Genomic DNA, 24666 nt, shown 5'->3' with positions numbered 1-24666 from the left:
TTTTGAGAACCATCTATGCCGAGAAGCTTACCTTAAGCTTCTACTTCTTTCACTTCAACCAAGTGACTCACTTGGTTAACCATACCCCGAATAGCGGCGTTGTCCTGGTGGACAACCGTCTGATGCAGCTTGCGCAGTCCCAGAGTCTGGACCGTAACACGCTGGGTTTCCGGGCGTCCGATCAAACTGCGTTTGAGGGTGATTTGTAATTGCTTAGCCATCGTTTCCCCTCCTAACCTAGTAGCTCTTCTACAGTTTTTCCGCGCAGTTTAGCCACTTCTTCGGCTCTCTTCAGGCGTTGAAGACCTTCCAAAGTAGCGTTAACCATGTTGATGGAGTTGGAAGAACCAAGCGATTTCGTAAGAATGTCGCCCACTCCTGCCAGTTCCAGTACGGCACGAACCGGGCCGCCGGCGATTACTCCAGTACCTTGGGAAGCCGGCTTCAACAGCACGCGTCCGGCGCCGAAGCGTCCGATAACCAGGTGCGGAATAGAAGTTCCGACGATTGGCACGTGAATCAGGTTCTTCTTGGCATCTTCGATCCCTTTCTTGATGGCATCTCCAACTTCGGAAGCTTTCCCGATACCGGCACCAACCCAGCCGTTCCCGTCTCCAACAACGACCAAAGCGCTGAAGCTGAAACGGCGTCCGCCTTTAACTACTTTAGCAACACGGTTGATGTGTACGGTTTTGTCTTTAAGATCTAAAGTATTCGGATCTACACGCAAGTCCTTTACCTCCTTATTTGTTGATTTTAGAATTCAAGACCAGCTTCGCGAGCTGCGTCAGCCAAAGCTTGAACACGTCCGTGGTACAGGTATCCGCCGCGGTCAAAAACCACTTTCTCGACCCCGTTCTCCTTGGCACGCTTAGCGATCAATTCGCCAACTTGTTTAGCCGCATCTACATTGCCGCCGTTGCCTACTTCTTTCAGCTCTTTATCTTGAGTGGAAGCTGCGGCAAGCGTAACGCCTTTAACGTCGTCGATGATTTGAGCGTACATATGTTTCGAAGAACGATAGATGCTCAAGCGAGGACGTTCCGTCGTACCCTGAATTTTCTTGCGGACACGGAGATGTCTCTTAAGACGGGCTTTGTTCTTATCGCCTTTAGTAATCATGAGATTCGTTCACTCCTTTCAGCTCTGCTGGCAATCCTTACGTAAGGATTACTTCTTCTTACCGGCTTTACCTTCTTTGCGAATGATCCGCTCGCCTTCGTATTTAATCCCTTTTCCTTTGTAAGGCTCGGGCTCACGTACGGAACGAATCTTGGCGGCAGTAGCCCCAACGCGCTCCTTATCGATTCCTTTTACGATAATTTTCGTATTGGAAGGTACGTCGAACTCGATGCCTTCTTCTGGATTGATTTCAACCGGATGGGAATACCCTACGTTCAGAACCAGCTTGTTTCCGTTCTTGTTGGCACGGTATCCGACCCCAACCAGATCAAGAGACTTGCTGAATCCTTCCGTTACCCCGTTCACCATATTTGCAACCACGCTCCGCGTAGTTCCGTGCAGGGAACGATGTAGCTTGTTATCCGAAGGACGCTCGATCGAGATCACATTCTCTTCGACGCTAACCTTCATATCTTTATGAAGTTCACGGGACAGGGAGCCTTTCGGTCCTTTCACCGTAATTTCGGCATTGTTCAAAGAAACGGTAACACCGCTTGGAACATTAATTGGTTTACGACCAATTCGAGACATGTTTACACCTCCATTCTTTCACGTTACTGAATTACCAAACGTAGCAGATGACTTCGCCGCCGGCTTTGGACTGACGGGCTTCCTTGTCGGTCATCATACCTTTGGATGTCGAGATGATCGCCAATCCCAGACCACCAAGTACACGAGGCACTTCCTGGCTCTTCGTGTAAACACGCAGGCCGGGCTTGCTGATTCTCTTCAGTCCGGAAATGACGCGCTCATTGTTAGGGCCGTATTTCAGGAACAAACGGATGATCCCGTGCTTGTTGTCTTGGACATATTCGGCGTCACGGATGAAACCTTCTTTTTTCAAGATTTCCGCAATTTCCTTCTTGATCTTGGAAGCGGGGATTTCAACCGTTTCGTGACGAACAATATTTGCATTGCGAATGCGTGTAAGCATATCAGCAATCGGATCAGACATTACCATATTGCGAACCTCCTTCCCGAGAGTAGGGTAATTACCAGCTTGCTTTACGAACGCCAGGAATCTGGCCTTTATAAGCTAATTCACGGAAACAAATTCTGCAGATTTTGAATTTGCGCAGAACGGAATGCGGACGACCACAACGTTCGCAGCGGGTATAAGCTTGAACTTTGAACTTAGGCTTACGCTGCTGCTTGACGATCATCGAAGTTTTTGCCACTTATTTTCCACCTCCGATAGATTTGGATTGCGGATTACTTAACGAATGGCATACCCATTTGCGTAAGCAGTTCGCGGGACTCTTCATCCGATTTGGCCGTCGTTACGATAACCACGTCCATACCGCGGATTTTGTCCACTTTATCGTACTCGATCTCAGGGAAGATCAACTGCTCTTTCAATCCGAGCGTGTAATTCCCGCGACCGTCAAATGCTTTGCTGGACACACCGCGGAAGTCACGTACGCGCGGCAGCGCCACATTGAAGAGTTTATCCAGGAAATGATACATGCGCTCGCCGCGAAGCGTTACCTTCACGCCGATAGGCATTCCTTCCCGAAGCTTGAAGCCGGCGATGGACTTCTTGGCTTTGGTTACGACCGGCTTTTGACCAGCGATCGTTTGGAGCTCATCTACCGCTACGTCCAGCACTTTGGAGTTAGCGACGGCATCGCCCACACCCATGTTGATGACAACTTTCTCAATCTTCGGAACTTGCATAACCGATGTATAGTCAAACTTCTGCATCAGAGCAGGAGTCACTTCGTTAACAAAACGTTCCTTCATTCTTGCCGCCATGTTTCATTTGCCTCCTTTCCGCCATTGTACAATTAGTCGATTACTTCTCCGGATTTCTTAGCGATCCGTACTTTCGTACCGTTGTCCAGTACTTTGTATCCAACACGGGTCGGCTGGCCGCTCTTCGGATCAATCAGCATCACGTTCGAAACGTGAATCGGAGCTTCCTGATCGATGATTCCGCCCTGTGGATTTTGCTGGGAAGGCTTAGCATGCTTCTTCATCATGTTAACTCCTTCAACCAGCACACGGTTTTGACGAGGGTAAGCCGCGATAACGCGTCCTTTCTTGCCTTTGTCTTTACCGGTGATAACAAAAACCGTATCGTCTTTCTTCACGTGCAGTTTGTTGTTATGGGATTCAAGCTTTTTCTTTGGTTTTGGCATTTTCGATTACACCTCCTAAGTGGCGAATGCGGGATCCGCGATTGAACGGTCTTAGGTTTGTTAGCCCTACGGAGATTAGATAACCTCAGGTGCTAAGGAAACGATTTTCATGAAATCTCTGTCGCGAAGCTCACGAGCTACCGGTCCAAAGATACGGGTTCCACGAGGGCTCTTGTCGTCTTTAACGATAACAGCAGCATTCTCGTCGAAAGAGATGTAGGAACCGTCTTTACGGCGGGCACCGGTCTTCGTACGCACGATTACAGCTTTAACGACATCGCCCTTTTTGACAACGCCACCTGGTGTTGCTTCTTTGACGGAACAGATGATCAAATCCCCGATATGACCAACACGACGGCCCGTACCACCCAGAACACGGATACACATCAGTTTCTTCGCACCGGAGTTGTCAGCTACATTTAAACGTGTAAGAGGTTGAATCATTTGAGTTACCTCCTTTCAGGCTTCATCCACACAGTATAGTTTCGAACCTTAACGTTCGCGGTTAAATAATAACAGCTTCTTCTACGATCTCAACCAGTCTCCAGCGCTTATCCTTGGACAATGGACGAGTTTCCATGATTCTTACAACGTCACCGATTTTGGCTTGGTTGTTCTCATCATGAGCCTTGAATTTCTTGGTGTATTTGATGCGCTTGTGATACAGGTCATGCTTCTTGTAGGTTTCTACAGCCACTACGATGGTTTTGTCCATTTTGTCGCTGACTACTTTGCCTACCTGCTCTTTACGCTCATTGCGTTGTTCACTCATGTATAATCCTCCTCTCTAAGTTCTGGATCCAATTAGCCGATACCCAGTTCTCTTTCACGCAAAATGGTCTTGGCACGAGCAATTTCCTTACGAACCGTGCGGATTTGAGTAGGGTTATCCAGTTGGCCGGTGGCCAGTTGAAAGCGGAGGTTAAAGAGTTCTTCTTTAAATCCGGCGATTTTTTGTTCGATCTCAGCAGTGGTTAAGTTGCGAAATTCACTACCCTTCATTTGCTTCACCACCCAGTTCTTCACGTTTAACGAATTTCGTTTTGATCGGCAGCTTGTGAGCGGCCAGACGCATCGCTTCACGTGCGACTTCCTCACTTACACCCGCCAATTCAAACAGGATTTTACCTGGTTTGACAACGGAAACCCATTTTTCCACGTTACCTTTACCGCTACCCATCCGGACCTCAAGAGGTTTCTGGGTGATCGGCTTGGAAGGGAAAATCTTAATCCAAACTTTACCGCCACGTTTGATGTAACGGGTCATGGCAATACGGGCCGCTTCGATTTGACGGTTGGTCACCCAAGCCGGCTCCATTGCTTTCAGACCGTATTCTCCGAAAGCCACTTCTGTGCCGCCTTTTGCGGCACCCTTCATGCTTCCGCGGTGTTCCTTACGGTGTTTAACACGTTTTGGCATCAACATGATTAGTTTCCTCCTTCCTGAGCAGCCTTCTTCTTAGCAGCAGGAAGAACTTCGCCACGATAGATCCATACTTTTACGCCGATTCGGCCGTAGGTCGTATGAGCTTCTGCCGTTCCATAATCAATGTCAGCGCGCAGGGTGTGCAGAGGCACAGTACCTTCGCTGTAGCCTTCGCTACGGGCAATTTCCGCTCCGCCCAAGCGTCCGCTTACGGCTGTCTTGATTCCTTTAGCTCCCGCTCTCATGGATCTTTGCAGGGCTTGCTTCATCGCACGGCGGAACGATACACGGCGCTCCAGCTGTTGAGCGATGCTTTCTGCAACCAGAATGGCATCCAATTCAGGGTTTTTGATTTCTGCGATGTTAATGTGAACTTTCTTGCCCGACAGTTTAGCGATGTGAGCGCGAATGTTCTCGACTTCCGATCCGCCTTTACCGATTACCATTCCGGGCTTAGCCGTATGGATCGTTACGCTGACGCGGTTAGCCGCACGTTCGATATCAAAGTGAGAAACGGAAGAATCTTTCAGCTTCCCTTTCAGGTATTCACGGATTTTTACGTCCTCGAGAAGGAGGTCGCCGTAGTCCTTACCTGCGTACCACTTCGATTCCCAATCCCGAATAATTCCGATTCTTAAACCGACTGGACTTACTTTTTGTCCCACACGTTATCCCTCCTTATTTTTCAGATACCACCAAAGTGATGTGGCTGGTACGTTTGTTAATCCGGCTCGCACGACCCATGGCGCGTGGTCTGAAGCGTTTCATGATCGGGCCATGGTTTACGAAGGCCTGGCTGATCACCAGCTTGTTAGGGTCCAGCGAGTGGTTATGCTCAGCGTTAGCGATAGCCGAGTTCAGGATCTTCTCAAGCACAGGAGAAGCGGCCTTCGGCGTATGGCGAAGAATGGCGATCGCCTCTCCCACTTGCTTGCCGCGGATCAAATCGATGACCAGCTGCACTTTGCGAGGAGCGATGCGGATATATCTTGCGTTTGCAGTTGCTTGCATGGTTGTACCTCCTCTCGATCTTCAAATCAGACGAATTCTTAACGTCTGCCGGTTTTCTTATCGTCGTCCGTGTGACCTTTGTACGTACGGGTTGGCGCGAACTCACCGAGCTTATGTCCGACCATATCTTCCGTTACATAGACAGGCACATGTTTTCTGCCATCGTACACCGCGAATGTGTGTCCAATGAACTGAGGGAAAATAGTGGAGCGGCGAGACCAAGTCTTGATAACGACTTTCTTGTTACCTTGAGCTTGACCGGCATCCTCTACTTTCTTAAGCAGGTAGCCATCGATAAATGGTCCTTTTTTCAAACTGCGTCCCATGTAAAATCCTCCCTTCATCCAACCTTATAGTATCGGATATTACTTCGTGCGACGACGAACAATATATTTGTTGGAAGCCTTTTTCTTTTTGCGGGTTTTGTAGCCCAGAGTCGGCTTGCCCCAAGGAGACATAGGGGACTTGCGGCCGATTGGAGCGCGGCCTTCACCACCACCGTGCGGGTGATCGTTAGGGTTCATAACAACCCCGCGGACTTCAGGACGTTTGCCCAACCAACGGGAACGACCGGCTTTACCGATTTTGATCAGCTCGTAATCTTCGTTGCCGACGGAACCGATGGTAGCGCGGCAAACCTTAAGGATACGGCGAACTTCACCGGAGGACAGACGAATCGTTACATATTCTTCTTCTTTACCAAGCAGCTGAGCTTCTGTACCGGCTGCGCGAACCAATTGTCCGCCTTTACCAGGCTTCAGCTCAATGTTGTGGATAACCGTACCGACTGGGATGTTCTCAAGCGGCAAGGCGTTCCCCACTTTGATGTCGGATCCAGGACCGGAAGTGATCACATCGTCCACTTTAAGACCTTTTGGAGCGATGATGTAACGCTTCTCTCCATCGGCATAATGGATCAGTGCAATGTTAGCGGAACGGTTAGGATCGTATTCGACTGTAGCAACGCGGCCTGGTATTCCATCTTTCGTCCGTTTGAAGTCGATGATCCGGTATTTACGCTTATGTCCGCCGCCGTGGTGACGAACCGTAATTTTACCTTGGTTGTTGCGTCCAGCCGTCTTGCTCAATGGAGCGAGCAAAGATTTCTCGGGTTGGGATGTCGTGATCTCCTCGAAAGTAGATACAGACATCGAACGTCGAGCCGGGGACGTCGGTTTGTACTTTTTAACTGGCACTTGGTTTCCCTCCTTACTTCACAAAATGAACTTTATACCGTTTCAAAGAACTCAAGTTCTTTGCTGTCTGCGCTCAGGGATACGATGGCTTTCTTCCATTCGGAAGTGTAGCCGGAATAGCGTCCATAGCGTTTAGGCTTCGCAGGCATTCTCAGTGTGTTTACTTTAGTAACCTTCACTTTGAAAATCTGTTCGATGGCCTGCTTAATTTCGGTTTTGTTGGCACGAATGTCGACTTCGAAGGCATACTTCTTGTCGGCCATCATTTCGCTCGTGCTTTCCGTAATTACCGGGCGCTTGATAATATCACGAGGATTTTTCATTACGCAAGCACCTCCTCTACCTTCTCTACCGCTTCTTTAGTAATGATGAGTTTGTCGTGCACCAGAACGTCCAGAACGTTGATTCCTTGAGCGGTTACGAACTTAACCCCAGGAATGTTACGGGCGGACAATGCCACATTCTCATCAAACTCGGAAGTTACTACTAGAGCGCGGCGATCTGCCTTCAGGTTCTTCAGCAGGGCTACGATTTCCTTCGTCTTCGGCTGGTTGATCGAAAGCTGATCCAGAACGATGATCTCATTGTCGATCACTTTGGAAGACAGAGCGGATTTGATAGCCAAACGGCGAACTTTCTTAGGCAGTTTAAAGCCATAGCTGCGTGGCGTTGGTCCGAATACGATACCGCCGCCTTTCCATTGAGGAGCACGGATGCTTCCTTGACGGGCACGGCCGGTTCCTTTTTGTTTCCAAGGCTTGCGACCACCGCCGCGTACTTCGGAACGTCCTTTTGTTTTGTGAGTTCCTAGGCGCTGGGAAGCCTGCTGCAAGACAACGGCGGAGTGAAGCACGTGAACGTTAGGCTCGATTCCGAAAACCGCTTCGGAAAGCTCGATCTGCCCAACTTCCGATCCGCTTACGTTGAACACTGCTACTTTTGGCATTTGTTATCCTCCTTTCCCGCTTCTTTATTTTTTAACGGTTGTTTTCACGCTGACGTAGCTGTTTTTAGGTCCGGGTACGGAGCCTTTAACCAGCAGCACGTTGCGTTCCGCATCAACTCTTACTACTTGCAGGTTCTGCAGAGTGACCGTTTCTTTTCCCATGTGTCCTGGAAGGTGTTTGCCTTTAGGAACGCGGTTCGCTTGAATCGAACCCATGGAACCCGGTCCACGATGGTAACGCGAGCCGTGTGCCATTGGACCACGGGATTGTCCCCATCTTTTGATCGTACCGGTAAATCCTTTACCTTTAGAAGTGCCCGTGACATCAACGAATTCGCCTTCAGCGAACAGATCGGCCTTCAATTCCTGGCCAACTTCATAATCCGACAGCTGAATTCCGCGGAATTCTTTAATGTAGCGCTTAGGTGTCGCGCCTGCTTTCTTCGCATGGCCCGACTCCGGCTTATTGGCGTTCTTTTCTTTCTTATCGTCAAAACCGATTTGGATGGCTTCGTAGCCGTCGTTCTCCACGTCCTTCTTCTGCAATACTACGCAAGGACCCGCTTGGATTACGGTAACCGGCAGAACCAATCCTTCAGGAGTAAAGACTTGAGTCATCCCCAGCTTCTTCCCTAAGATACCTTTTGTCATGTTGACACCTCATTCCCTTTACGTTTCATAATGTATTAAAGCTTGATCTCAATGTCCACGCCGGACGGCAAATCCAGACGCATCAAAGCATCTACCGTTTGCGGTGTTGGGTTAACAATATCGATCAAGCGCTTGTGTGTACGCATTTCGAATTGTTCCCTGGAATCCTTGTACTTGTGTACCGCGCGGAGAATCGTGATGATTTGCTTTTCCGTCGGAAGCGGAATCGGCCCGGATACACCTGCACCCGAACGTTTAGCGGTCTCTACAATCTTCTCTGCGGACTGATCAAGAATCCTGTGATCGTATGCCTTCAAACGGATACGAATCTTTTGCTTTGCCATATAAGTCCCTCCTTCTATCGCCCAATTTAGTATCGGACATACTCCGTGAAAATATCTTGATCCCCGTTCCAATGGCAAAGGAGCCGGGCGTATCAACAACCTCTCACATCATCGCAACGTCACAGACCAACGTTCACTATTATATAAAAAAGAGCCCAAGAAAGCAAGGGAAATCCCTGCTTTTCTTTCTATTTTATTTTCTATAGTTTTTTCCATAAGCGTATGGCTTTAAACCGACTGAAGCTTCTATATAAAAAGAACCCCCACCCGAAGGTGAGAGTCCTTGGTAAGCCGAAAGCTTATTACTTGGAGATCGTAGCAACCGCACCGGCACCAACCGTACGTCCGCCTTCGCGGATAGCGAAGCGAGTACCTTCTTCGATAGCGATAGGAGCGATCAGCTCAACCGTTACCGTGATGTTGTCGCCAGGCATAACCATTTCGGTACCTTCTGGCAGGTTGATGATACCCGTTACGTCCGTTGTACGGAAGTAGAACTGTGGACGGTAGCCTGTGAAGAAAGGTTTGTGACGGCCACCCTCTTCTTTGGTCAGAACGTAGATTTGAGCGCTGAAGTTCGTGTGAGGCTTAACGGAACCTGGCTTAGCCAATACTTGGCCGCGCTCGATGTTGCTGCGGTCTACACCACGAAGCAGGGCTCCGATGTTGTCACCGGCTTGAGCGGAATCCAGAAGCTTACGGAACATTTCAACGCCCGTAACAACGGATTTCTTCGTTTCTTCAACCAGACCGATGATTTCGATCTCGTCGCCGACTTTAACCGTACCGCGCTCTACACGACCGGTAGCAACCGTACCACGGCCCGTGATGGAGAACACGTCCTCGACAGGCATAAGGAAAGGCTTGTCAGTGTCGCGCTCAGGAGTTGGGATGTAGGTATCGATTTGCTCGAAGAGCTCAACGATTTTGTTAGCCCACTCGCCGTCTGGGTTTTGCAGAGCTTCACGAGCGGAACCACGAACGATTGGAGTGTCGTCGCCTGGGAATTCATACTCGCTCAGCAGGTCGCGAATTTCCATTTCAACCAGTTCCAGAAGCTCTTCGTCTTCTACCATGTCGCATTTGTTCATGAATACGACGATGTAAGGAACGCCTACCTGGCGGGAGAGCAGGATGTGCTCGCGCGTTTGCGGCATTGGGCCGTCAGCTGCGGATACAACCAGGATAGCTCCGTCCATTTGAGCTGCACCGGTGATCATGTTTTTAACATAGTCAGCGTGGCCTGGGCAGTCAACGTGAGCATAGTGACGGTTAGGAGTTTCGTATTCAACGTGAGCCGTGGAGATCGTGATCCCGCGCTCGCGCTCTTCCGGAGCTTTGTCGATTTGGTCGAAAGCTACAGCTGCGCCACCATATCTTTTGGACAGTACAGTTGTGATTGCAGCCGTCAGGGTCGTTTTACCATGGTCAACGTGACCGATAGTACCGATGTTAACGTGCGGTTTATTACGTTCGAATTTAGCTTTTCCCATTGTAACGATTCCTCCTTAATTTAGCTTGTTAATATGTTAGGCGCCTTTGTTCTTTGCAATAATTTCTTCTGCAATAGATTTAGGCACTTCTTCATAGTGGGAGATCTCCATGGAGTAAACTCCGCGACCTTGCGTACGCGAGCGAAGCGTGGTGGAATATCCAAACATCTCAGCCAAAGGCACTTTGGCGCGGATGATTTGGGCCCCGTGACGGGAATCCATACCTTCGATGCGTCCACGGCGGGAGTTAAGGTCACCCATAACGTCGCCCATGTACTCTTCCGGTACGGTTACTTCCACTTTCATGATCGGCTCGAGGAGCGCAGGGTTACACTTGTCTTTTGCGGCTTTCAGTGCCATGGAACCAGCGATCTTAAACGCCATTTCACTGGAGTCAACATCATGGTAGGAACCATCGACAATGGTAGCTTTGATATCAACCAGCGGGAAGCCAGCGATAACACCATTCTTCATGGATTCTTCGATACCTGCTTGAACAGGAGCGATGTATTCTCTTGGCACTACGCCGCCGACGATTTTGTTCTCGAACAAGAAGCCTTCGCCCGGCTCGCGTGGTTCGAACTCGATCCATACGTGACCGTATTGACCGCGACCACCCGACTGGCGAACGAATTTACCTTCAACCTTAGCAGCCGCACGGAAAGTTTCACGGTAAGCAACCTGAGGTTTACCTACATTCGTTTCCACTTTGAATTCGCGCAACATACGGTCTACGATAATTTCGAGGTGAAGCTCACCCATACCGGAGATAATCGTTTGGCCTGTCTCTTCGTCCGTGTGTGCGCGGAAAGTTGGATCTTCCTCGGACAGCTTGGACAAAGCGATACCCATTTTATCTTGGTCGGCTTTTGTTTTAGGCTCAAGGGACAGCGAGATAACCGGCTCAGGGAAGTTCATGGATTCCAGAATAACTGGATTCTTCTCATCACAGAGGGTGTCTCCCGTCGTCGTGTCCTTAAGACCTACAGCTGCTGCGATATCACCGGAGTATACTTCCGTGATCTCTTGACGGCTGTTGGCGTGCATTTGCAGAATCCGTCCGATTCTTTCGCGCTTCCCTTTGGTAGCGTTAAGCACATAGGATCCGGAGTTCAAGATACCCGAGTAGACACGGAAGAAGGTAAGCTTACCAACAAACGGGTCGGTCATGATCTTGAAAGCCAGAGCCGAGAACGGCTGGTCGTCTGCAGACTTACGGGTTACTTCGGTTCCGTCTTCCAGAACACCTTTGATGTCAGGAACATCAATAGGAGCCGGCAGGAAGTCGATAACCGCGTCCATCATAAGCTGTACGCCTTTGTTTTTGTAGGAAGAACCGCAAATAACCGGGAAGATCTTAACTTCAACCGTTCCTTTACGCAGAGCGGCTTTCAGTTCAGGAACGGAAATTTCTTCCCCTTCCAGATACTTCATGGTCAGGTCTTCGTCCAGTTCAGCGACCTTCTCCACCAATTCGGTTCTCAGTTCGCTAACTTTTTCTTTGTATTCCGCTGGAATTTCCGTTTGCTCGATGTCTTTGCCCAGGTCATCTTTGTACATGTAGGCTACTTCATCGATCAGATCGATAATTCCTTGGAAGTCGTTCTCCGCACCGATCGGAAGCTGGATTGGCACAGCGTTGGCGCCCAGACGCTCACGCATCTGCTGAACGGCACCCAAGAAGTCTGCACCGATAATATCCATCTTGTTTACGTAGGCGATACGGGGAACACCATAACGGTCCGCTTGTCTCCAAACGGTCTCGGATTGGGGCTCAACGCCTTCTTTAGCGCTGAATACACCCACTGCTCCGTCCAATACACGAAGGGAACGTTCAACTTCAACGGTGAAGTCTACGTGTCCTGGCGTATCGATGATGTTGATCCGGTGACCCTTCCATTGAGCGGTGGTAGCAGCGGAAGTAATGGTGATTCCGCGCTCCTGCTCCTGCTCCATCCAGTCCATCGTGGCCGCACCTTCGTGAACTTCCCCGATCTTGTGCGTACGCCCCGTATAGAACAAGATGCGCTCGGTCGTAGTCGTTTTACCGGCATCGATGTGAGCCATGATCCCGATGTTACGTGTATCTTTCAAGGAGAACTCTCTAGCCATGGGTGGGTCTCCTTTCTAATGTGTGGTTCTGCTTATATCCTACCAGCGGTAGTGAGCGAACGCTTTGTTGGCTTCCGCCATTTTGTGCGTATCTTCGCGCTTCTTAACAGCAGCGCCGGTGTTGTTGCTGGCGTCGATAATCTCGGAAGCGAGTCTTTCTTCCATCGTTTTCTCACCGCGCAGGCGGGAGTAGTTAACCAACCAACGCAATCCCAAGGATGTGCGGCGTTCCGGTTTAACTTCGATTGGCACCTGATAGTTGGCACCACCTACACGACGAGCTTTAACTTCCAATACCGGCATAATGTTCTTGATGGCTTGTTCGAAAACTTCCATCGGATCCTTGCCTGTACGCTCTTGAATCGTGTTGAAGGCATTGTACAGAATTTTCTGAGCCGTTCCTCTCTTACCGTCGATCATGATGCGGTTGATCAGACGAGTAACGAGCTTGCTGCTGTAAATCGGATCAGGCAAAACGTCTCTGCGTGTTACGGGACCTTTACGTGGCATTGTTATCCCCCTTTCTCAAAAAGATCAATAGAAATCATTAGGATTTTTTAGCTTTAGGACGCTTCGTTCCGTACTTCGAACGAGCTTGCATACGGTTGTTAACCCCAGCGGTATCCAATGCACCGCGAACGATGTGGTAACGTACACCTGGCAAGTCTTTTACCCTTCCGCCACGAACAAGAACAACACTGTGCTCTTGCAGGTTGTGACCAATACCCGGGATGTAGGCTGTTACCTCTACACGGTTAGTCAGACGAACACGCGCATATTTACGCAGTGCGGAGTTAGGCTTCTTAGGAGTCATCGTACCGACACGGGTGCATACTCCACGTTTTTGCGGAGCGCTCAGATCGGTTTCTTCTCTTTTCAAGGCATTGAATCCTTTTTGCAGAGCAGGCGATTTGGATTTCTCTACTTTCGCTTGACGTCCTTTACGAACTAGCTGATTGATTGTTGGCATTTCGGCACCCCCTTCCAATGAAGTATACTTCTAAGTCCACAGATCCAGGTGAGTCGCGTTTGAGCAAACGAAATGTTTTTATCTCAAGACCCGATGCCTTTCCTGAAATAAAAACATTGTCTATTCCTCATTCGCGACAGCAGCCACGGCCGCTCCCACTTCTATTCCGCAAGCTTTTCCAAGCTGTTTCATGGAATCCACATAGGTAACTTTGACTCCGCATTTACGGCAGAGGTTCACTATTTTGGTTGTGATACGCGGATCTGCATCTTTGGCAACGAACATCTCAGAAGCTTTTCCAAGCTCGACCATTCTTGTCGCCTGTTTCGTGCCAACACTTAATTTCCCAGCCTGTTTCACTTTATCAAGGGGCATTCTCAGTCCTCCAAAGCACAGGTAAGTTAACTATTGTTTTTGGCACACTTCGATATAGTATCATTTCAAAAATACGGTGTCAAGAAAGTTCATGCCTTCCCTGCTGGGAATTTATGAACTTTCTTGAACGCCCCTATTAAACTTCCAACGGCACTTCTCCGTCATCCTTGGATTCCTGGCCTTCCGAACCTTCAGCCTGGGCTGTTTCTTCATTCGGATCGACAATCCGGATATTGCGGTAGCGGGCCATCCCGGTTCCAGCCGGAATCAGCTTACCGATAATGACGTTCTCCTTAAGACCGAGCAGCTGATCGACCTTCCCTTTGATAGCGGCATCCGTAAGAACTCTCGTAGTCTCCTGGAAGGAGGCGGCGGAAAGGAACGAATCCGTTTCAAGGGATGCCTTGGTAATACCCAGCAGTACCGGCTTGGCTACGGCAGGCTCTGCTCCGGTAATCAACGCGCTCTTGTTAGCTGCTTCGTATTCGTGAATGTCTACAAAAGCCCCTGGCAGCAGAACGGTATCACCCGCATCGACTACGCGGATTTTGCGGAGCATCTGGCGAACCATAACCTCAATGTGCTTGTCGTTGATTTCTACACCCTGGTTACGGTAAACGCGCTGAACTTCTTGCAGGATATAGTTCTGTACGCCGCGGATCCCTTTGATCCGTAGCATGTCTTTCGGGTCGATCGAACCGTCCGTCAGCTCATCCCCGGCTTCGATCTGCTGGCCTTTGGTTACCCGGATACGGGAACCGTAAGTAACAGCATACACCTTGGACTCGGCTTCGCCCTGAACCTCGATTTCGCGGCGGTCTTTGGCTTCCCGGATATCCTTGATTGTTCCGTCGATCTCGGAAATGATGGCCTGCCCTTTCGGGTTACGGGCCTCAAACAATTCCTGGATACGAGGCAAACCTTGGGTAATGTCGTCTCCGGCAACGCCCCCGGTATGGAACGTACGCATCGTCAACTGGGTTCCCGGCTCCCCGATCGACTGGGCTGCGATAATGCCGACCGCTTCCCCGATCTCTACGTGCTGACCGGTTGCCAGGTTACGCCCATAGCACTTCTTACAGACGCCATGGCGGGCGCGGCAGCTAAGAACGGAACGGATTTGCAGCTGTTCGACTCCGGCATTAACAATAGCGTCCGCAATGGTTGCTTCGATAAGCTCGTTGCGTGCGACAATCACTTCGCCGGTTTGCGGATGCTTAACCGTTTCGAACGAGTATCGGCCTTCGATCCGGTCGTACAGGTCCTCGATAACTTCTTTGCCGTCCTGAATCTTGCTGACGGTGAAGCCCTTGTCGGTGCCACAGTCTTCTTCCCGAACGATAACGTCCTGGGCTACGTCGACGAGACGACGGGTCAGGTAACCGGAGTCCGCGGTACGAAGGGCCGTATCGGCAAGACCTTTACGGGCACCGTGTGTGGAAATAAAGTATTCCAATACGGTGAGGCCTTCACGGAAGTTCGAAATAATCGGGAGCTCGATAATCTTACCGGACGGGTTCGCCATAAGACCGCGCATTCCGCCGAGCTGGGTGATCTGCGATTTGTTACCCCGCGCCTTCGACTCCACCATCATGTTAATGGAGTTGAATTTGTCCAAGGATTTCATCAGAATATCCGTAATTTCGTCCTTGGCTTTGCTCCAGATGGCGATAACGCGGTCGTACCGTTCTTCATCCGTGATCAAGCCGCGGCGGTACTGGTTCGTAACGGTGCTGACCTTCTCTTCGGATTCTTTAATGATCCGTGCTTTTTCCTGCGGAACCGTAACATCGGATACGGCGATCGTAATCCCTGCTTTGGTGGAGTAGGTAAAGCCCAGCTCTTTGATTTTATCGAGAATAACGGAGGTTTGCGTCGTATGGTAACGGCGGAAGCACTCTCCGATAATGGTTCCCAGGTACTCTTTGCCGATGGCAATTTTCTCAGGTGTCTCTTCGATTTTGGCGCGGAGGTCCGCTCCTTTCTCGAAGGCGAAATATTCATCCGGCGTTCCGTTGTTCAAGTTGGCTTTGGTCGCCTCGTTGATATAAGGGAACTCGGGAGGGAAAATTTCATTGAAAATGATTTTCCCGATGGTGGTGACGAGCATGGCGTTCTGCTGCTCTTCGGTGAAGCTCGTTTTGTTCAGGACCTTCGCTGGGATGGCCACCACGGCATGCAGAGAAGCAATTCCTCTCTGGTAAAGGGAGATGGCTTCCTTAACAGACCCGAGAATCAAGCCGGATCCTTTGGCCTTGCGGTTGGCCATGGTCAGGTAGAAACTTCCCAGAACCATATCCTGCGAAGGCGTAACGACCGGTTTGCCGTCCTTAGGGTTAAGGATATTGCCCGCGGCCAGCATCAGAAGACGTGCTTCTGCCTGGGCTTCAGCCGAAAGCGGAACGTGAACCGCCATCTGGTCACCATCAAAGTCCGCGTTGTAAGCCGTACATACGAGCGGGTGAAGCTTAATCGCGCGGCCTTCCACGAGAATCGGCTCGAACGCCTGGATCCCCAATCTGTGCAGTGTGGGGGCACGGTTCAGAAGCACCGGATGCTCCTTGATGACCTCTTCCAGCACGTCCCATACATCCGAGCTGCTGCGTTCGACTTTCCGCTTAGCGCTCTTAATATTATGGGCAAGACCTTTGTTAACCAGCTCTTTCATAACGAAAGGCTTGAACAGTTCCAGCGCCATTTCCTTCGGAAGTCCGCACTGGTACATTTTCAGACTCGGCCCTACTACGATAACGGAACGGCCCGAGTAGTCTACCCGTTTACCCAGCAGATTCTGACGGAAGCGCCCCTGTTTCCCTTTCAGCATATGACTGAGGGATTTCAGCGGACGGTTACCCGGTCCCGTTACCGGACGGCCGCGGCGTCCGTTGTCGATCAAGGCGTCAACAGCTTCCTGGAGCATCCGTTTCTCGTTCTGGACGATAATGTCCGGTGCGCCGAGGTCAAGCAGACGTTTCAGGCGGTTGTTCCGGTTGATAACCCTGCGGTACAGATCGTTAAGGTCGGAGGTCGCAAAACGTCCCCCGTCCAGCTGTACCATCGGACGAAGCTCCGGAGGGATAACGGGAAGGACATCCAGCACCATCCACTCCGGCAGGTTCTTGGAGTTACGGAAAGCTTCGATGACTTCAAGGCGCTTGATAGCCCGGTTGCGGCGCTGCCCTTGAGCCGTTCTCAGCTCTTCCTTCAACATATCCAGCTCCCGATCGACATCGATGTCCTGAAGAAGCTTCTTAACGGCTTCGGCACCCATACCAGCCTGGAAAGCATAGCCGTACTTCTCACGGTAGCTGCGGTATTCTTTCTCGGAGAGAAGCTGCTTCTTCTCGAGAGGCGTATCTCCCGGATCCGTCACGACATAGGAAGCGAAGTAAATAACTTCTTCCAGAGAACGCGGGGACATATCCAGAGCCAGACCCATCCGGCTCGGGATTCCTTTAAAGTACCAAATATGCGATACCGGAGCAGCCAATTCAATATGGCCCATACGCTCACGGCGGACCTTCTGACGGGTAACCTCAACTCCACAACGGTCACAAACGACGCCCTTGTAGCGGACCCGCTTGTATTTGCCGCAATGGCATTCCCAGTCCTTGGTCGGTCCGAAGATCTTTTCACAGAAAAGACCTTCTTTCTCCGGCTTCAAGGTTCTGTAGTTAATGGTTTCCGGTTTTTTTACCTCGCCGCGCGACCATGAACGGATCTTCTCCGGGGAAGCCAATCCGATTTTCATATATTCAAAGTTATTCACGTCGATCAAGGAGCAACCCTCCTTAAAATTAACATCTTGATAGTCGTGCCAAACCTGATCGGTCCTCTATTACTCCGCGCCCATCTCGGCTCCTTCGAGGTTCAGGTTCAGCTTGTCGCTTCCCGCATCTTCGTCCTCGTCGGATTCCTTCATTTCGATTTCTTCCTCATCCGCAGAGAGGATTTTGACATCCATGCCCAAGCTTTGAAGCTCTTTAATCAGAACCTTGAACGATTCAGGAACGCCTGGCTCCGGAACATTCTCGCCTTTGACAATGGATTCGTAGGTCTTCACGCGCCCTACCACGTCATCCGACTTAACCGTCAGAATTTCCTGCAGGGTATAAGCCGCACCGTAAGCTTCCAGCGCCCAAACCTCCATCTCCCCGAAACGCTGCCCGCCGAACTGGGCTTTACCGCCGAGAGGCTGCTGGGTAACGAGAGAGTATGGACCCGTCGAACGGGCATGGATTTTATCATCAACCATGTGAGCCAGCTTAATCATGTACATGACACCCACGGTAACTTCCCGCTCGAACGGCTCGCCACTGCGTCCGTCGTAAAGAATCGTTTTCCCGCTGCGGTTCATGCCGGCTTCTTCCATGGTGTCAAATACGTCGTCCTCGCGAGCTCCGTCAAATACCGGCGTGGCGGTGTGAATGCCAAGCGCTTTGGCGGCCATTCCCAAGTGAACCTCGAAGGCCTGCCCGATGTTCATCCGGGAAGGAACCCCGAGCGGGTTCAACACAACCTGCACTGGCGTGCCATCCGGCAGGAACGGCATGTCTTCCTCCGGAAGGATGCGGGCGATAACCCCTTTGTTCCCGTGGCGTCCGGCCATTTTGTCGCCTTCGGAGATCTTTCTCTTCTGTGCGATATAGACACGAACAAGCTGGTTAACTCCCGGCGGCAACTCGTCCCCGTTCTCTCGGGTAAAGACCTTAACGTCAACCACGATTCCGTCGGTTCCGTGAGGAACGCGGAGCGAGGTGTCGCGGACTTCCCTTGCTTTCTCCCCGAAGATCGCATGAAGCAGACGCTCTTCCGCCGTAAGCTCGGTAACCCCTTTAGGCGTTACTTTCCCTACGAGGATATCGCCCGCGGCGATTTCCGCACCGACACGGATAATTCCACGCTCATCCAAATTCTTCAGCGCATCTTCCCCGACGTTAGGGATATCACGGGTAATCTCTTCCGGCCCAAGCTTCGTATCCCGGGCTTCCGATTCGTATTCTTCAATGTGGATCGAGGTGTAAACATCTTCCTTAACCAGCTTCTCGCTCAGCAGGATGGCATCCTCGTAGTTGTAGCCCTCCCATGTCATAAAGGCGACGACCACGTTGCGTCCGAGCGCCAATTCCCCTTGCTCTGTCGAAGGGCCGTCGGCCAGAATGTCACCGGCTTTGACAACATCTCCGCGATGAGCGAGCGGACGCTGGTTGATGCAGGTTCCTTGGTTGGAACGCATAAACTTATGAAGCTTATATTTGTCCAGGTCGCCGTTGACCAGCTTGCCGTCAACCATCTGCTGGCGGCGAACCCAGATTTCGTTAGCGGACGCCCGCTCAATGAACCCGTCATGACGGGCTACAATACATACGCCGGAATCCTTCGCGGCTTTGTGTTCCATCCCGGTTCCTACGAGAGGAGATTTCGGGATAAGGAGAGGAACGGCCTGCCGCTGCATGTTCGAACCCATCAGCGCACGGTTGGAGTCATCGTTCTCCAGGAACGGAATCAACGCCGTCGCGACCGAAACGACCTGTTTCGGGGATACGTCCATATAGTCAACGCGTTCACGAGGAAGCGTAAGAATATCATCTTTGAAACGGACGATAACCTGTTCTTCCTCAAAGGTATTGCTATCCGTCAGCACGGCGTTGGCCTGTGCCACGACGTAGTTATCTTCCTCGTCCGCTGTGAGGTAAGCGATTTGCTCGGTCACGACGCCCGTGTTGGGGTCCACCCAACGGTAAGGAGCCTCGATGAACCCGTATTCGTTAATGCGAGCGAACGTCGACAGGGAGTTGATCAGACCGATGTTCGGTCCCTCCGGCGTCTCGATCGGACACATCCGACCGTAGTGACTGTGGTGAACGTCACGAACTTCGAAGCCCGCACGCTCCCGCGTCAAACCGCCGGGTCCCAGCGCCGAAAGACGGCGTTTGTGCGTCAACTCGGCCAGCGGATTCGTCTGGTCCATAAACTGAGACAGCTGGGAGCTGCCGAAGAACTCCTTAATGGAGGCGATGACCGGACGTATGTTGATCAGGGCCTGCGGAGTAATCACATTGGCATCCTGAATGGACATCCGCTCACGAACCACACGCTCCATACGGGAGAGCCCGATCCGGAACTGGTTCTGAAGCAGTTCGCCCACGGAACGGAGACGGCGGTTGCCCAGATGGTCGATATCGTCCGTGTTTCCAATTCCATGAAGTAGGTTAATAAAATAATTGATGGAAGAAATAATATCCGCAGGGGTAATGTTCTTAACCGACTTGTCGATATTGCGGTTAGCAATAACCTTGGTTATTTTCCCGTCTTCCAGCGGAGAATAAACTTCAACCACCTGCATAGGAATGGTATCCTCATCGGTTACGCCGTTATGAACGGTATAATCCTTGAAGCCCACTCCCTTTTCGAGATAAGGAAGCACCTGATCCAGCAAACGGCGGTCGAGCATCTGCCCGGCTTCGGCAATGATTTCACCGGTTTCAGGATCCACCAGAGTCTCGGCGAGCCGCTGATTGAACAAGCGGTTCTTAATATGAAGCTTCTTGTTAATTTTATAGCGGCCTACATTGGCAAGATCATAGCGCTTCGGATCGAAGAAACGGGCTACCAGCAAGCTCCTCGCGTTGTCGAGGGTAGGCGGCTCGCCCGGACGCAGCCTCTCATAAATCTCGATGAGGGCCTTTTCCGTGGAATCCGTGCTGTCCTTGTCCAGCGTATTGCGAATATATTCATTGTCGCCAAGCAGCTCAAGAATTTCTGCATCGCTGCCGAATCCAAGCGCCCGCAGGAGTACGGTCACCGGAATTTTGCGCGTACGGTCAATTCTTACATAGATGATATCTTTGGCGTCGGTTTCCAGCTCAAGCCAAGCTCCGCGATTAGGGATCACGGTAGCGGTAAAGGTTTTTTTGCCGTTCTTATCAACTTTCGTACTGAAGTAGACGCTGGGAGAACGAACGAGCTGGCTGACGATAACACGTTCCGCACCGTTGATAATAAAGGTTCCGGTTTCGGTCATCAGAGGGAAATCACCCATAAAGACTTCCTGCTCTTTCACTTCGCCCGTTTCTTTATTAAACAAACGAACCTTAACGCGTAAAGGGGCTGCGTACGTAACGTCGCGTTCCTTGGAATCATCGACATTGTACTTGGGCTCTCCTAAGCTGTAGTCGATAAATTCCAGCACCAGATTCCCTGTAAAGTCCTGAATTGGGGAAATATCCTGAAACATCTCCCGTAATCCTTCATCCAGAAACCATTGGTATGATTTCTGTTGGATTTCTATCAGGTTAGGAATTTCCAGCACCTCGTTAATTCGAGCATAGCTTCTGCGTTTACGTCGTCCAAATTGTACAAGATGTCCTGCCAACTTTTCTTCACCCCTTGTGTCTACTCAATGAAACTGTGATTCTTCTAAAAAAACAAGAAAAAGCTTCATGCGAAGCCCCTCTTATGGACTTCTCATAACAAACATATTGCCGTCAAAGTCTCTTGATTTCCTATGTCGTTATGAAAAAATCACCATAATCTGTAGATTTGCCTAAAATCTAAACATTATACTCACGGAAGCAAAATTTTATTCCCGCAAATAAAAAAGTCTTGACATTTTAGTTAAGTAAAGACATATAGCCCATTTTATGCTGACATTTTATTATAATACCACATCGGCGAACGATAGTCAATTTCTAATTTCGCCATTTTCTTCATGCCGAATGCTGCGGAAAATCCGGTAGCCTTTGTCTTTGGTGACCTCTTTGCATTCCCCAAACAGGCTCTCCAGCTTGGCATAAGCGGAAGGGGACCCTTGCTTCTTCTGGATCACCACCCATAGGGAGCCGCCGGGATTAAGATGATGATAGGCTTCTTCAAAAATCCGGTGAACCGTTTCTTTGCCCGTACGGATGGGCGGATTCGTCAAAATGCAATCAAACGTTTCTTGGGCTACCGCTTCCAATATGTTGCTTTGGACCACCCGAACATTGGAAAGGGAATTCCGCTTTGCATTCTCACGAGCCAACTCGACCGCGCGTTCGTTGATGTCGAGCATAACCACTTGTCCTTTAGAGGCCAGAGCCGCCGCGCTTAACCCGATCGGACCATACCCGCAGCCGATGTCGAGCACTTTGTCGTCTATGCCCATCTCCATCGTTTCGATCAGCAGCCGACTGCCAAAATCGATTCCGCCTTTCGAGAATACTCCCGCATCGGTGGCAAAAGTAAACTTGCGCCCTCTCAGCTTGTCTTCGATCAGCCTAGTCTCGCTTTTAACAGACGGTTTACTGGTATAGTAGTGCTCAGTCAAGGCGGGTTCCTCCTCATTGGGCTTCGCGTGTCTTATCCCCTATGGATGAAAAACCCCTTGAAGGCCAGCCTTCAAGGGGTCGTGGTGCATTATTTTACTTCTACGCTTGCCCCAGCTTCGGTCAATTTGGCTTTCAAAGCTTCTGCATCCTCTTTGGATACTTTTTCTTTGATTGGCTTCGGTGCGCCGTCTACCAGGTCTTTTGCTTCTTTCAAGCCGAGGCCCGTGATTTCGCGAACCACTTTGATAACGTTGATTTTGGAAGCGCCAGCGCTCGTCAGGATTACGTCGAATTCGCTTTGCTCTTCGGCTTCTGCTGCTGCTCCGGCGCCGCCCATTACTGCTACAGGAGCTGCTGCCGTTACTCCGAATTCTTCTTCGATTGCTTTAACCAGATCGTTCAGTTCCAAAACCGTCATGCCTTTGATGGCTTCCAAGATTTGCTCTTTGCTCATGGTTGAACCTCCATTTATCTTTTCTTGTAATTGATTGATTTATGCGGAAAGCTTACGCTTCTTGAGCTCCGCCTTCTTGTTTCTCGCCGACTGCTTTAACTGCAAGCGCGAAGTTGCGCATAGGTGCTTGGAGCACGCTGAGCAACATGGACAGCAGACCCTCTCTGGACGGAAGATCCGCCAGGGCTTTGATCTGGTCAACGCCAACTACTTTGCCTTCTACGATACCGGCTTTCACACTCAGCTTGTCGTTCTTCTTCGCGAAATCCGACAAGATCTTAGCAGGAGCGACAACATCGTCTTTGCTGAAAGCAATCGCGGTAGGACCGCTCAGGAATTCATCCAGTTCCGTCAGTTCCGCCTCTGCCGTAGCGCGGCGAACCAGGGTATTCTTAAGCACTTGGAATTCAACTCCCGCTTCGCGAAGCGATTTGCGCAGTTGAGTTACTTGTGCCACCGTCAGCCCGCGGTAGTCCGCAACGATTGTGCAGGAGCTGTCACGCAGCTTAGCCGTCACATCCGAAACCATCTGTTGTTTCTCTTGAAGAACTTTTGCATTTGCCATTGTTACACCTCCTAAATCAGTACTGCCACTCGACCGTGTGCGTTCTATACAAATAGAAAAGCCTTCGTAGACACTACGAAGGCATGATTTATCGATATTTCTTTATACAAGAAATCGCGAATCTATATCACAACACCTCGGGAGGATATTAAGCTTGGTCACCCAAGCACCTACTGTCTACGGCAGCATATTCAATTGGAAACTCCATTAGATTAGCACAGGTTGACCATAATAGTCAAGAGCTTATCTAAAGGATTGAAGGTTCAGCTTAACGCTTGGCCCCATCGTGGAAGATACAGCAGCGCTCTTCAGGTATAACCCTTTGGCAGCGGCCGGCTTGGATCTTACCAACGCATCGATCAGCGCACGAAGGTTCTCGCCCAATTGCTGCTCCCCGAAGGAAGCTTTTCCGATCGGAGCGTGGATTTGGCCCGCTTTATCCAAGCGATACTCAATTTTACCCGCTTTGATCTCTTGAACGGCTTTCGATACGTCGAACGTTACGGTTCCTGCTTTCGGGTTAGGCATCAGACCTTTACCCCCGAGCAGACGTCCCAGCTTACCTACTTCACTCATCATATCCGGCGTTGCTACGCAAACGTCGAATTCGAACCAACCTTGTTGGATTTTGTTGATGAGGTCTGCATCGCCGACAAAGTCAGCGCCAGCTTGCTCGGCTTCTTTGGCTTTTTCGCCTTTGGCAAATACCAACACGCGTTTGGTTTTACCGGTTCCGTGAGGAAGGACAACCACACCGCGAACGGCTTGGTCCTGCTTCTTCGCGTCAACGCCCAAGCGAACGGCTACTTCAACCGTCTCGTCGAACTTGGCGGTAGCAGCCTTTTTAACGGCGGTTACGGCGTCCATCGGCTCATAGAAAGCTTCCTGGTCGATGCCTTTAACCGCTTCTGCATATTTCTTACCATGCTTCGGCATTACGTTTCCTCCTTTTGTGGTAATAACGGATAATCCTCCCACTAGCGGCTCCAAGGCCGCTTACATCCAAACAAGAAATGAATCCTCATTTCGGGAAGTTACGTTGGATTAGTCAGTGATCGTGATGCCCATGCTGCGGGCCGTACCTTCAACCATACGCATTGCAGCTTCAACAGATGCAGCGTTCAGGTCAGGCATTTTTTGCTCGGCGATTTCACGTACTTTTGCACGGGATACCGAAGCAACTTTCTTTTTGTTCGGTTCGCCGGAACCTTTTTGGATTCCTGCCACCACGCGGAGCAGTACTGCTGCCGGAGGGGTTTTGGTAACGAACGTGAACGAACGGTCTTCGAAAACCGAGATTTCAACCGGAATGATCAAACCAGCCTGATCTGCGGTACGAGCGTTGAATTCTTTACAGAACGCCATGATGTTAACGCCTGCTTGACCCAAAGCCGGACCTACCGGTGGAGCCGGGTTAGCCTTTCCTGCAGGAATCTGCAGCTTTACCATTTTGATTACCTTTTTAGCCATGCGAGACACCTCCTTGCCGTA

Annotated in this window: 32 protein-coding genes and 1 other annotated feature; all 32 genes read right to left on the bottom strand. The window is 50.5% G+C overall.

Features of this window, described 5'->3' with window-relative positions:
- Positions 1 to 32: 32 nt before the first annotated feature.
- Entirely contained in the window at positions 33 to 221 is a 189-nt protein-coding gene (rpmD, locus tag MJA45_RS01420; protein ID WP_315605533.1) for a 50S ribosomal protein L30, read from the bottom strand.
- Between the two features lie 11 nt (positions 222 to 232).
- A complete protein-coding gene (gene rpsE / locus MJA45_RS01415) occupies positions 233 to 730 on the bottom strand; it encodes a 30S ribosomal protein S5 (protein ID WP_315605532.1) in 498 nt (165 codons plus the stop codon).
- Between the two features lie 26 nt (positions 731 to 756).
- On the bottom strand, positions 757 to 1122 hold the full coding sequence (gene rplR / locus MJA45_RS01410; RefSeq protein WP_315605531.1) for a 50S ribosomal protein L18: 366 nt from the start codon (positions 1120 to 1122) through the stop codon (positions 757 to 759).
- A gap of 48 nt (positions 1123 to 1170) precedes the next feature.
- A complete protein-coding gene (gene rplF, locus MJA45_RS01405) occupies positions 1171 to 1713 on the bottom strand; it encodes a 50S ribosomal protein L6 (RefSeq protein ID WP_315605530.1) in 543 nt (180 codons plus the stop codon).
- A gap of 31 nt (positions 1714 to 1744) precedes the next feature.
- Positions 1745 to 2143, bottom strand: a complete 399-nt coding sequence (gene rpsH / locus MJA45_RS01400; protein ID WP_315605529.1) for a 30S ribosomal protein S8 — start codon at positions 2141 to 2143, stop codon at positions 1745 to 1747.
- A 31-nt stretch (positions 2144 to 2174) separates the two neighbouring features.
- A complete protein-coding gene (locus MJA45_RS01395) occupies positions 2175 to 2360 on the bottom strand; it encodes a type Z 30S ribosomal protein S14 (protein ID WP_113036287.1) in 186 nt (61 codons plus the stop codon).
- A gap of 34 nt (positions 2361 to 2394) precedes the next feature.
- Positions 2395 to 2937: a 50S ribosomal protein L5 gene (gene rplE / locus MJA45_RS01390; protein WP_315605528.1), complete on the bottom strand. Its 543-nt coding sequence runs from the start codon at positions 2935 to 2937 to the stop codon at positions 2395 to 2397.
- A 32-nt stretch (positions 2938 to 2969) separates the two neighbouring features.
- The gene (gene rplX, locus MJA45_RS01385; RefSeq protein ID WP_315605527.1) at positions 2970 to 3323 is read right to left on the bottom strand and encodes a 50S ribosomal protein L24; all 354 of its coding nucleotides are present in this window, start codon (positions 3321 to 3323) and stop codon (positions 2970 to 2972) included.
- 75 nt (positions 3324 to 3398) lie between these two features.
- Positions 3399 to 3767 (bottom strand): 50S ribosomal protein L14, encoded by a 369-nt coding sequence (gene rplN / locus MJA45_RS01380; protein ID WP_315605526.1) that lies wholly within the window; start codon positions 3765 to 3767, stop codon positions 3399 to 3401.
- Between the two features lie 61 nt (positions 3768 to 3828).
- Positions 3829 to 4095, bottom strand: coding sequence for a 30S ribosomal protein S17 (gene rpsQ, locus MJA45_RS01375; protein ID WP_315605525.1), 267 nt, complete (start codon positions 4093 to 4095; stop codon positions 3829 to 3831).
- A gap of 32 nt (positions 4096 to 4127) precedes the next feature.
- Complete coding sequence (rpmC, locus tag MJA45_RS01370; protein ID WP_315605524.1) at positions 4128 to 4325, bottom strand: 50S ribosomal protein L29; 198 nt, start codon at positions 4323 to 4325, stop codon at positions 4128 to 4130.
- On the bottom strand, positions 4315 to 4749 hold the full coding sequence (gene rplP, locus MJA45_RS01365; RefSeq protein ID WP_315605523.1) for a 50S ribosomal protein L16: 435 nt from the start codon (positions 4747 to 4749) through the stop codon (positions 4315 to 4317). The genes rpmC and rplP overlap by 11 nt, the downstream gene beginning before the upstream one ends.
- 2 nt (positions 4750 to 4751) lie before the next feature.
- Positions 4752 to 5414 (bottom strand): 30S ribosomal protein S3, encoded by a 663-nt coding sequence (rpsC, locus tag MJA45_RS01360; protein WP_315605522.1) that lies wholly within the window; start codon positions 5412 to 5414, stop codon positions 4752 to 4754.
- A 13-nt stretch (positions 5415 to 5427) separates the two neighbouring features.
- Positions 5428 to 5760, bottom strand: coding sequence for a 50S ribosomal protein L22 (gene rplV, locus MJA45_RS01355; RefSeq protein WP_315605521.1), 333 nt, complete (start codon positions 5758 to 5760; stop codon positions 5428 to 5430).
- 38 nt (positions 5761 to 5798) lie between these two features.
- Positions 5799 to 6086, bottom strand: coding sequence for a 30S ribosomal protein S19 (gene rpsS / locus MJA45_RS01350; RefSeq protein WP_315605520.1), 288 nt, complete (start codon positions 6084 to 6086; stop codon positions 5799 to 5801).
- Between the two features lie 39 nt (positions 6087 to 6125).
- Positions 6126 to 6956: a 50S ribosomal protein L2 gene (gene rplB / locus MJA45_RS01345; protein ID WP_315605519.1), complete on the bottom strand. Its 831-nt coding sequence runs from the start codon at positions 6954 to 6956 to the stop codon at positions 6126 to 6128.
- Positions 6957 to 6988: 32 nt separating this feature from the next.
- Complete coding sequence (gene rplW, locus MJA45_RS01340; RefSeq protein WP_315605518.1) at positions 6989 to 7279, bottom strand: 50S ribosomal protein L23; 291 nt, start codon at positions 7277 to 7279, stop codon at positions 6989 to 6991.
- Positions 7279 to 7902 (bottom strand): 50S ribosomal protein L4, encoded by a 624-nt coding sequence (gene rplD, locus MJA45_RS01335; protein ID WP_315605517.1) that lies wholly within the window; start codon positions 7900 to 7902, stop codon positions 7279 to 7281. The genes rplW and rplD overlap by 1 nt, the downstream gene beginning before the upstream one ends.
- 24 nt (positions 7903 to 7926) lie before the next feature.
- Positions 7927 to 8553, bottom strand: a complete 627-nt coding sequence (gene rplC / locus MJA45_RS01330; RefSeq protein WP_315605516.1) for a 50S ribosomal protein L3 — start codon at positions 8551 to 8553, stop codon at positions 7927 to 7929.
- Between the two features lie 35 nt (positions 8554 to 8588).
- Complete coding sequence (rpsJ, locus tag MJA45_RS01325; RefSeq protein WP_005544556.1) at positions 8589 to 8897, bottom strand: 30S ribosomal protein S10; 309 nt, start codon at positions 8895 to 8897, stop codon at positions 8589 to 8591.
- A 302-nt stretch (positions 8898 to 9199) separates the two neighbouring features.
- A complete protein-coding gene (gene tuf, locus MJA45_RS01320) occupies positions 9200 to 10390 on the bottom strand; it encodes an elongation factor Tu (RefSeq protein WP_315605515.1) in 1191 nt (396 codons plus the stop codon).
- Between the two features lie 36 nt (positions 10391 to 10426).
- A complete protein-coding gene (gene fusA, locus MJA45_RS01315) occupies positions 10427 to 12502 on the bottom strand; it encodes an elongation factor G (RefSeq protein ID WP_315605514.1) in 2076 nt (691 codons plus the stop codon).
- 39 nt (positions 12503 to 12541) lie between these two features.
- Positions 12542 to 13012: a 30S ribosomal protein S7 gene (gene rpsG, locus MJA45_RS01310; protein WP_315605513.1), complete on the bottom strand. Its 471-nt coding sequence runs from the start codon at positions 13010 to 13012 to the stop codon at positions 12542 to 12544.
- Positions 13013 to 13049: 37 nt separating this feature from the next.
- Positions 13050 to 13472, bottom strand: coding sequence for a 30S ribosomal protein S12 (gene rpsL, locus MJA45_RS01305; protein WP_315605512.1), 423 nt, complete (start codon positions 13470 to 13472; stop codon positions 13050 to 13052).
- 120 nt (positions 13473 to 13592) lie between these two features.
- Positions 13593 to 13847: a ribosomal L7Ae/L30e/S12e/Gadd45 family protein gene (locus MJA45_RS01300; protein ID WP_315605511.1), complete on the bottom strand. Its 255-nt coding sequence runs from the start codon at positions 13845 to 13847 to the stop codon at positions 13593 to 13595.
- 136 nt (positions 13848 to 13983) lie between these two features.
- Positions 13984 to 17625, bottom strand: coding sequence for a DNA-directed RNA polymerase subunit beta' (gene rpoC, locus MJA45_RS01295; protein ID WP_315605510.1), 3642 nt, complete (start codon positions 17623 to 17625; stop codon positions 13984 to 13986).
- Positions 17626 to 17685: 60 nt separating this feature from the next.
- Positions 17686 to 21222 carry a DNA-directed RNA polymerase subunit beta gene (gene rpoB / locus MJA45_RS01290; RefSeq protein WP_315605509.1) on the bottom strand — a complete coding sequence of 1179 codons (3537 nt, stop codon included), beginning with the start codon at positions 21220 to 21222 and terminating at the stop codon, positions 17686 to 17688.
- A 309-nt stretch (positions 21223 to 21531) separates the two neighbouring features.
- Positions 21532 to 22155 carry a class I SAM-dependent methyltransferase gene (locus tag MJA45_RS01285; RefSeq protein ID WP_315605508.1) on the bottom strand — a complete coding sequence of 208 codons (624 nt, stop codon included), beginning with the start codon at positions 22153 to 22155 and terminating at the stop codon, positions 21532 to 21534.
- Positions 22156 to 22244: 89 nt separating this feature from the next.
- Positions 22245 to 22610 (bottom strand): 50S ribosomal protein L7/L12, encoded by a 366-nt coding sequence (gene rplL, locus MJA45_RS01280; protein WP_315605507.1) that lies wholly within the window; start codon positions 22608 to 22610, stop codon positions 22245 to 22247.
- 52 nt (positions 22611 to 22662) lie between these two features.
- Entirely contained in the window at positions 22663 to 23175 is a 513-nt protein-coding gene (gene rplJ, locus MJA45_RS01275) for a 50S ribosomal protein L10 (protein WP_315605506.1), read from the bottom strand.
- 45 nt (positions 23176 to 23220) lie between these two features.
- Positions 23221 to 23376: a sequence feature (ribosomal protein L10 leader region), on the bottom strand.
- Between the two features lie 42 nt (positions 23377 to 23418).
- Positions 23419 to 24111: a 50S ribosomal protein L1 gene (gene rplA / locus MJA45_RS01270; RefSeq protein WP_315605505.1), complete on the bottom strand. Its 693-nt coding sequence runs from the start codon at positions 24109 to 24111 to the stop codon at positions 23419 to 23421.
- A gap of 108 nt (positions 24112 to 24219) precedes the next feature.
- Positions 24220 to 24645: a 50S ribosomal protein L11 gene (rplK, locus tag MJA45_RS01265; RefSeq protein WP_315605504.1), complete on the bottom strand. Its 426-nt coding sequence runs from the start codon at positions 24643 to 24645 to the stop codon at positions 24220 to 24222.
- Positions 24646 to 24666 lie beyond the last annotated feature (21 nt).

Origin of the sequence: Paenibacillus aurantius (assembly GCF_032268605.1) — a bacterium.
Lineage (GTDB): Bacteria > Bacillota > Bacilli > Paenibacillales > NBRC-103111 > Paenibacillus_AO > Paenibacillus_AO aurantius.
Note: the sequence above shows the minus strand (reverse complement) of the source record. Positions and strands in the feature narration are given on the sequence as shown.

Excerpts from the sequence above, each read along its gene's own strand:
- rpmD (WP_315605533.1), bottom strand. The coding sequence starts at position 221 with ATGGCTAAGCAATTACAAATCACCCTCAAACGCAGTTTGATCGGACGC.
- rplR (WP_315605531.1), bottom strand. The coding sequence starts at position 1,122 with ATGATTACTAAAGGCGATAAGAACAAAGCCCGTCTTAAGAGACATCTC.
- rplF (WP_315605530.1), bottom strand. The coding sequence starts at position 1,713 with ATGTCTCGAATTGGTCGTAAACCAATTAATGTTCCAAGCGGTGTTACC.
- rpsH (WP_315605529.1), bottom strand. The coding sequence starts at position 2,143 with ATGGTAATGTCTGATCCGATTGCTGATATGCTTACACGCATTCGCAAT.
- rplE (WP_315605528.1), bottom strand. The coding sequence starts at position 2,937 with ATGGCGGCAAGAATGAAGGAACGTTTTGTTAACGAAGTGACTCCTGCT.
- rplX (WP_315605527.1), bottom strand. The coding sequence starts at position 3,323 with ATGCCAAAACCAAAGAAAAAGCTTGAATCCCATAACAACAAACTGCAC.
- rplN (WP_315605526.1), bottom strand. The coding sequence starts at position 3,767 with ATGATTCAACCTCTTACACGTTTAAATGTAGCTGACAACTCCGGTGCG.
- rpsQ (WP_315605525.1), bottom strand. The coding sequence starts at position 4,095 with ATGAGTGAACAACGCAATGAGCGTAAAGAGCAGGTAGGCAAAGTAGTC.
- rpmC (WP_315605524.1), bottom strand. The coding sequence starts at position 4,325 with ATGAAGGGTAGTGAATTTCGCAACTTAACCACTGCTGAGATCGAACAA.
- rplP (WP_315605523.1), bottom strand. The coding sequence starts at position 4,749 with ATGTTGATGCCAAAACGTGTTAAACACCGTAAGGAACACCGCGGAAGC.
- rplV (WP_315605521.1), bottom strand. The coding sequence starts at position 5,760 with ATGCAAGCAACTGCAAACGCAAGATATATCCGCATCGCTCCTCGCAAA.
- rpsS (WP_315605520.1), bottom strand. The coding sequence starts at position 6,086 with ATGGGACGCAGTTTGAAAAAAGGACCATTTATCGATGGCTACCTGCTT.
- rplW (WP_315605518.1), bottom strand. The coding sequence starts at position 7,279 with ATGAAAAATCCTCGTGATATTATCAAGCGCCCGGTAATTACGGAAAGC.
- rplD (WP_315605517.1), bottom strand. The coding sequence starts at position 7,902 with ATGCCAAAAGTAGCAGTGTTCAACGTAAGCGGATCGGAAGTTGGGCAG.
- rplC (WP_315605516.1), bottom strand. The coding sequence starts at position 8,553 with ATGACAAAAGGTATCTTAGGGAAGAAGCTGGGGATGACTCAAGTCTTT.
- rpsJ (WP_005544556.1), bottom strand. The coding sequence starts at position 8,897 with ATGGCAAAGCAAAAGATTCGTATCCGTTTGAAGGCATACGATCACAGG.
- tuf (WP_315605515.1), bottom strand. The coding sequence starts at position 10,390 with ATGGGAAAAGCTAAATTCGAACGTAATAAACCGCACGTTAACATCGGT.
- fusA (WP_315605514.1), bottom strand. The coding sequence starts at position 12,502 with ATGGCTAGAGAGTTCTCCTTGAAAGATACACGTAACATCGGGATCATG.
- rpsG (WP_315605513.1), bottom strand. The coding sequence starts at position 13,012 with ATGCCACGTAAAGGTCCCGTAACACGCAGAGACGTTTTGCCTGATCCG.
- rpsL (WP_315605512.1), bottom strand. The coding sequence starts at position 13,472 with ATGCCAACAATCAATCAGCTAGTTCGTAAAGGACGTCAAGCGAAAGTA.
- MJA45_RS01300 (WP_315605511.1), bottom strand. The coding sequence starts at position 13,847 with ATGCCCCTTGATAAAGTGAAACAGGCTGGGAAATTAAGTGTTGGCACG.
- rplL (WP_315605507.1), bottom strand. The coding sequence starts at position 22,610 with ATGAGCAAAGAGCAAATCTTGGAAGCCATCAAAGGCATGACGGTTTTG.
- rplJ (WP_315605506.1), bottom strand. The coding sequence starts at position 23,175 with ATGGCAAATGCAAAAGTTCTTCAAGAGAAACAACAGATGGTTTCGGAT.
- rplA (WP_315605505.1), bottom strand. The coding sequence starts at position 24,111 with ATGCCGAAGCATGGTAAGAAATATGCAGAAGCGGTTAAAGGCATCGAC.
- rplK (WP_315605504.1), bottom strand. The coding sequence starts at position 24,645 with ATGGCTAAAAAGGTAATCAAAATGGTAAAGCTGCAGATTCCTGCAGGA.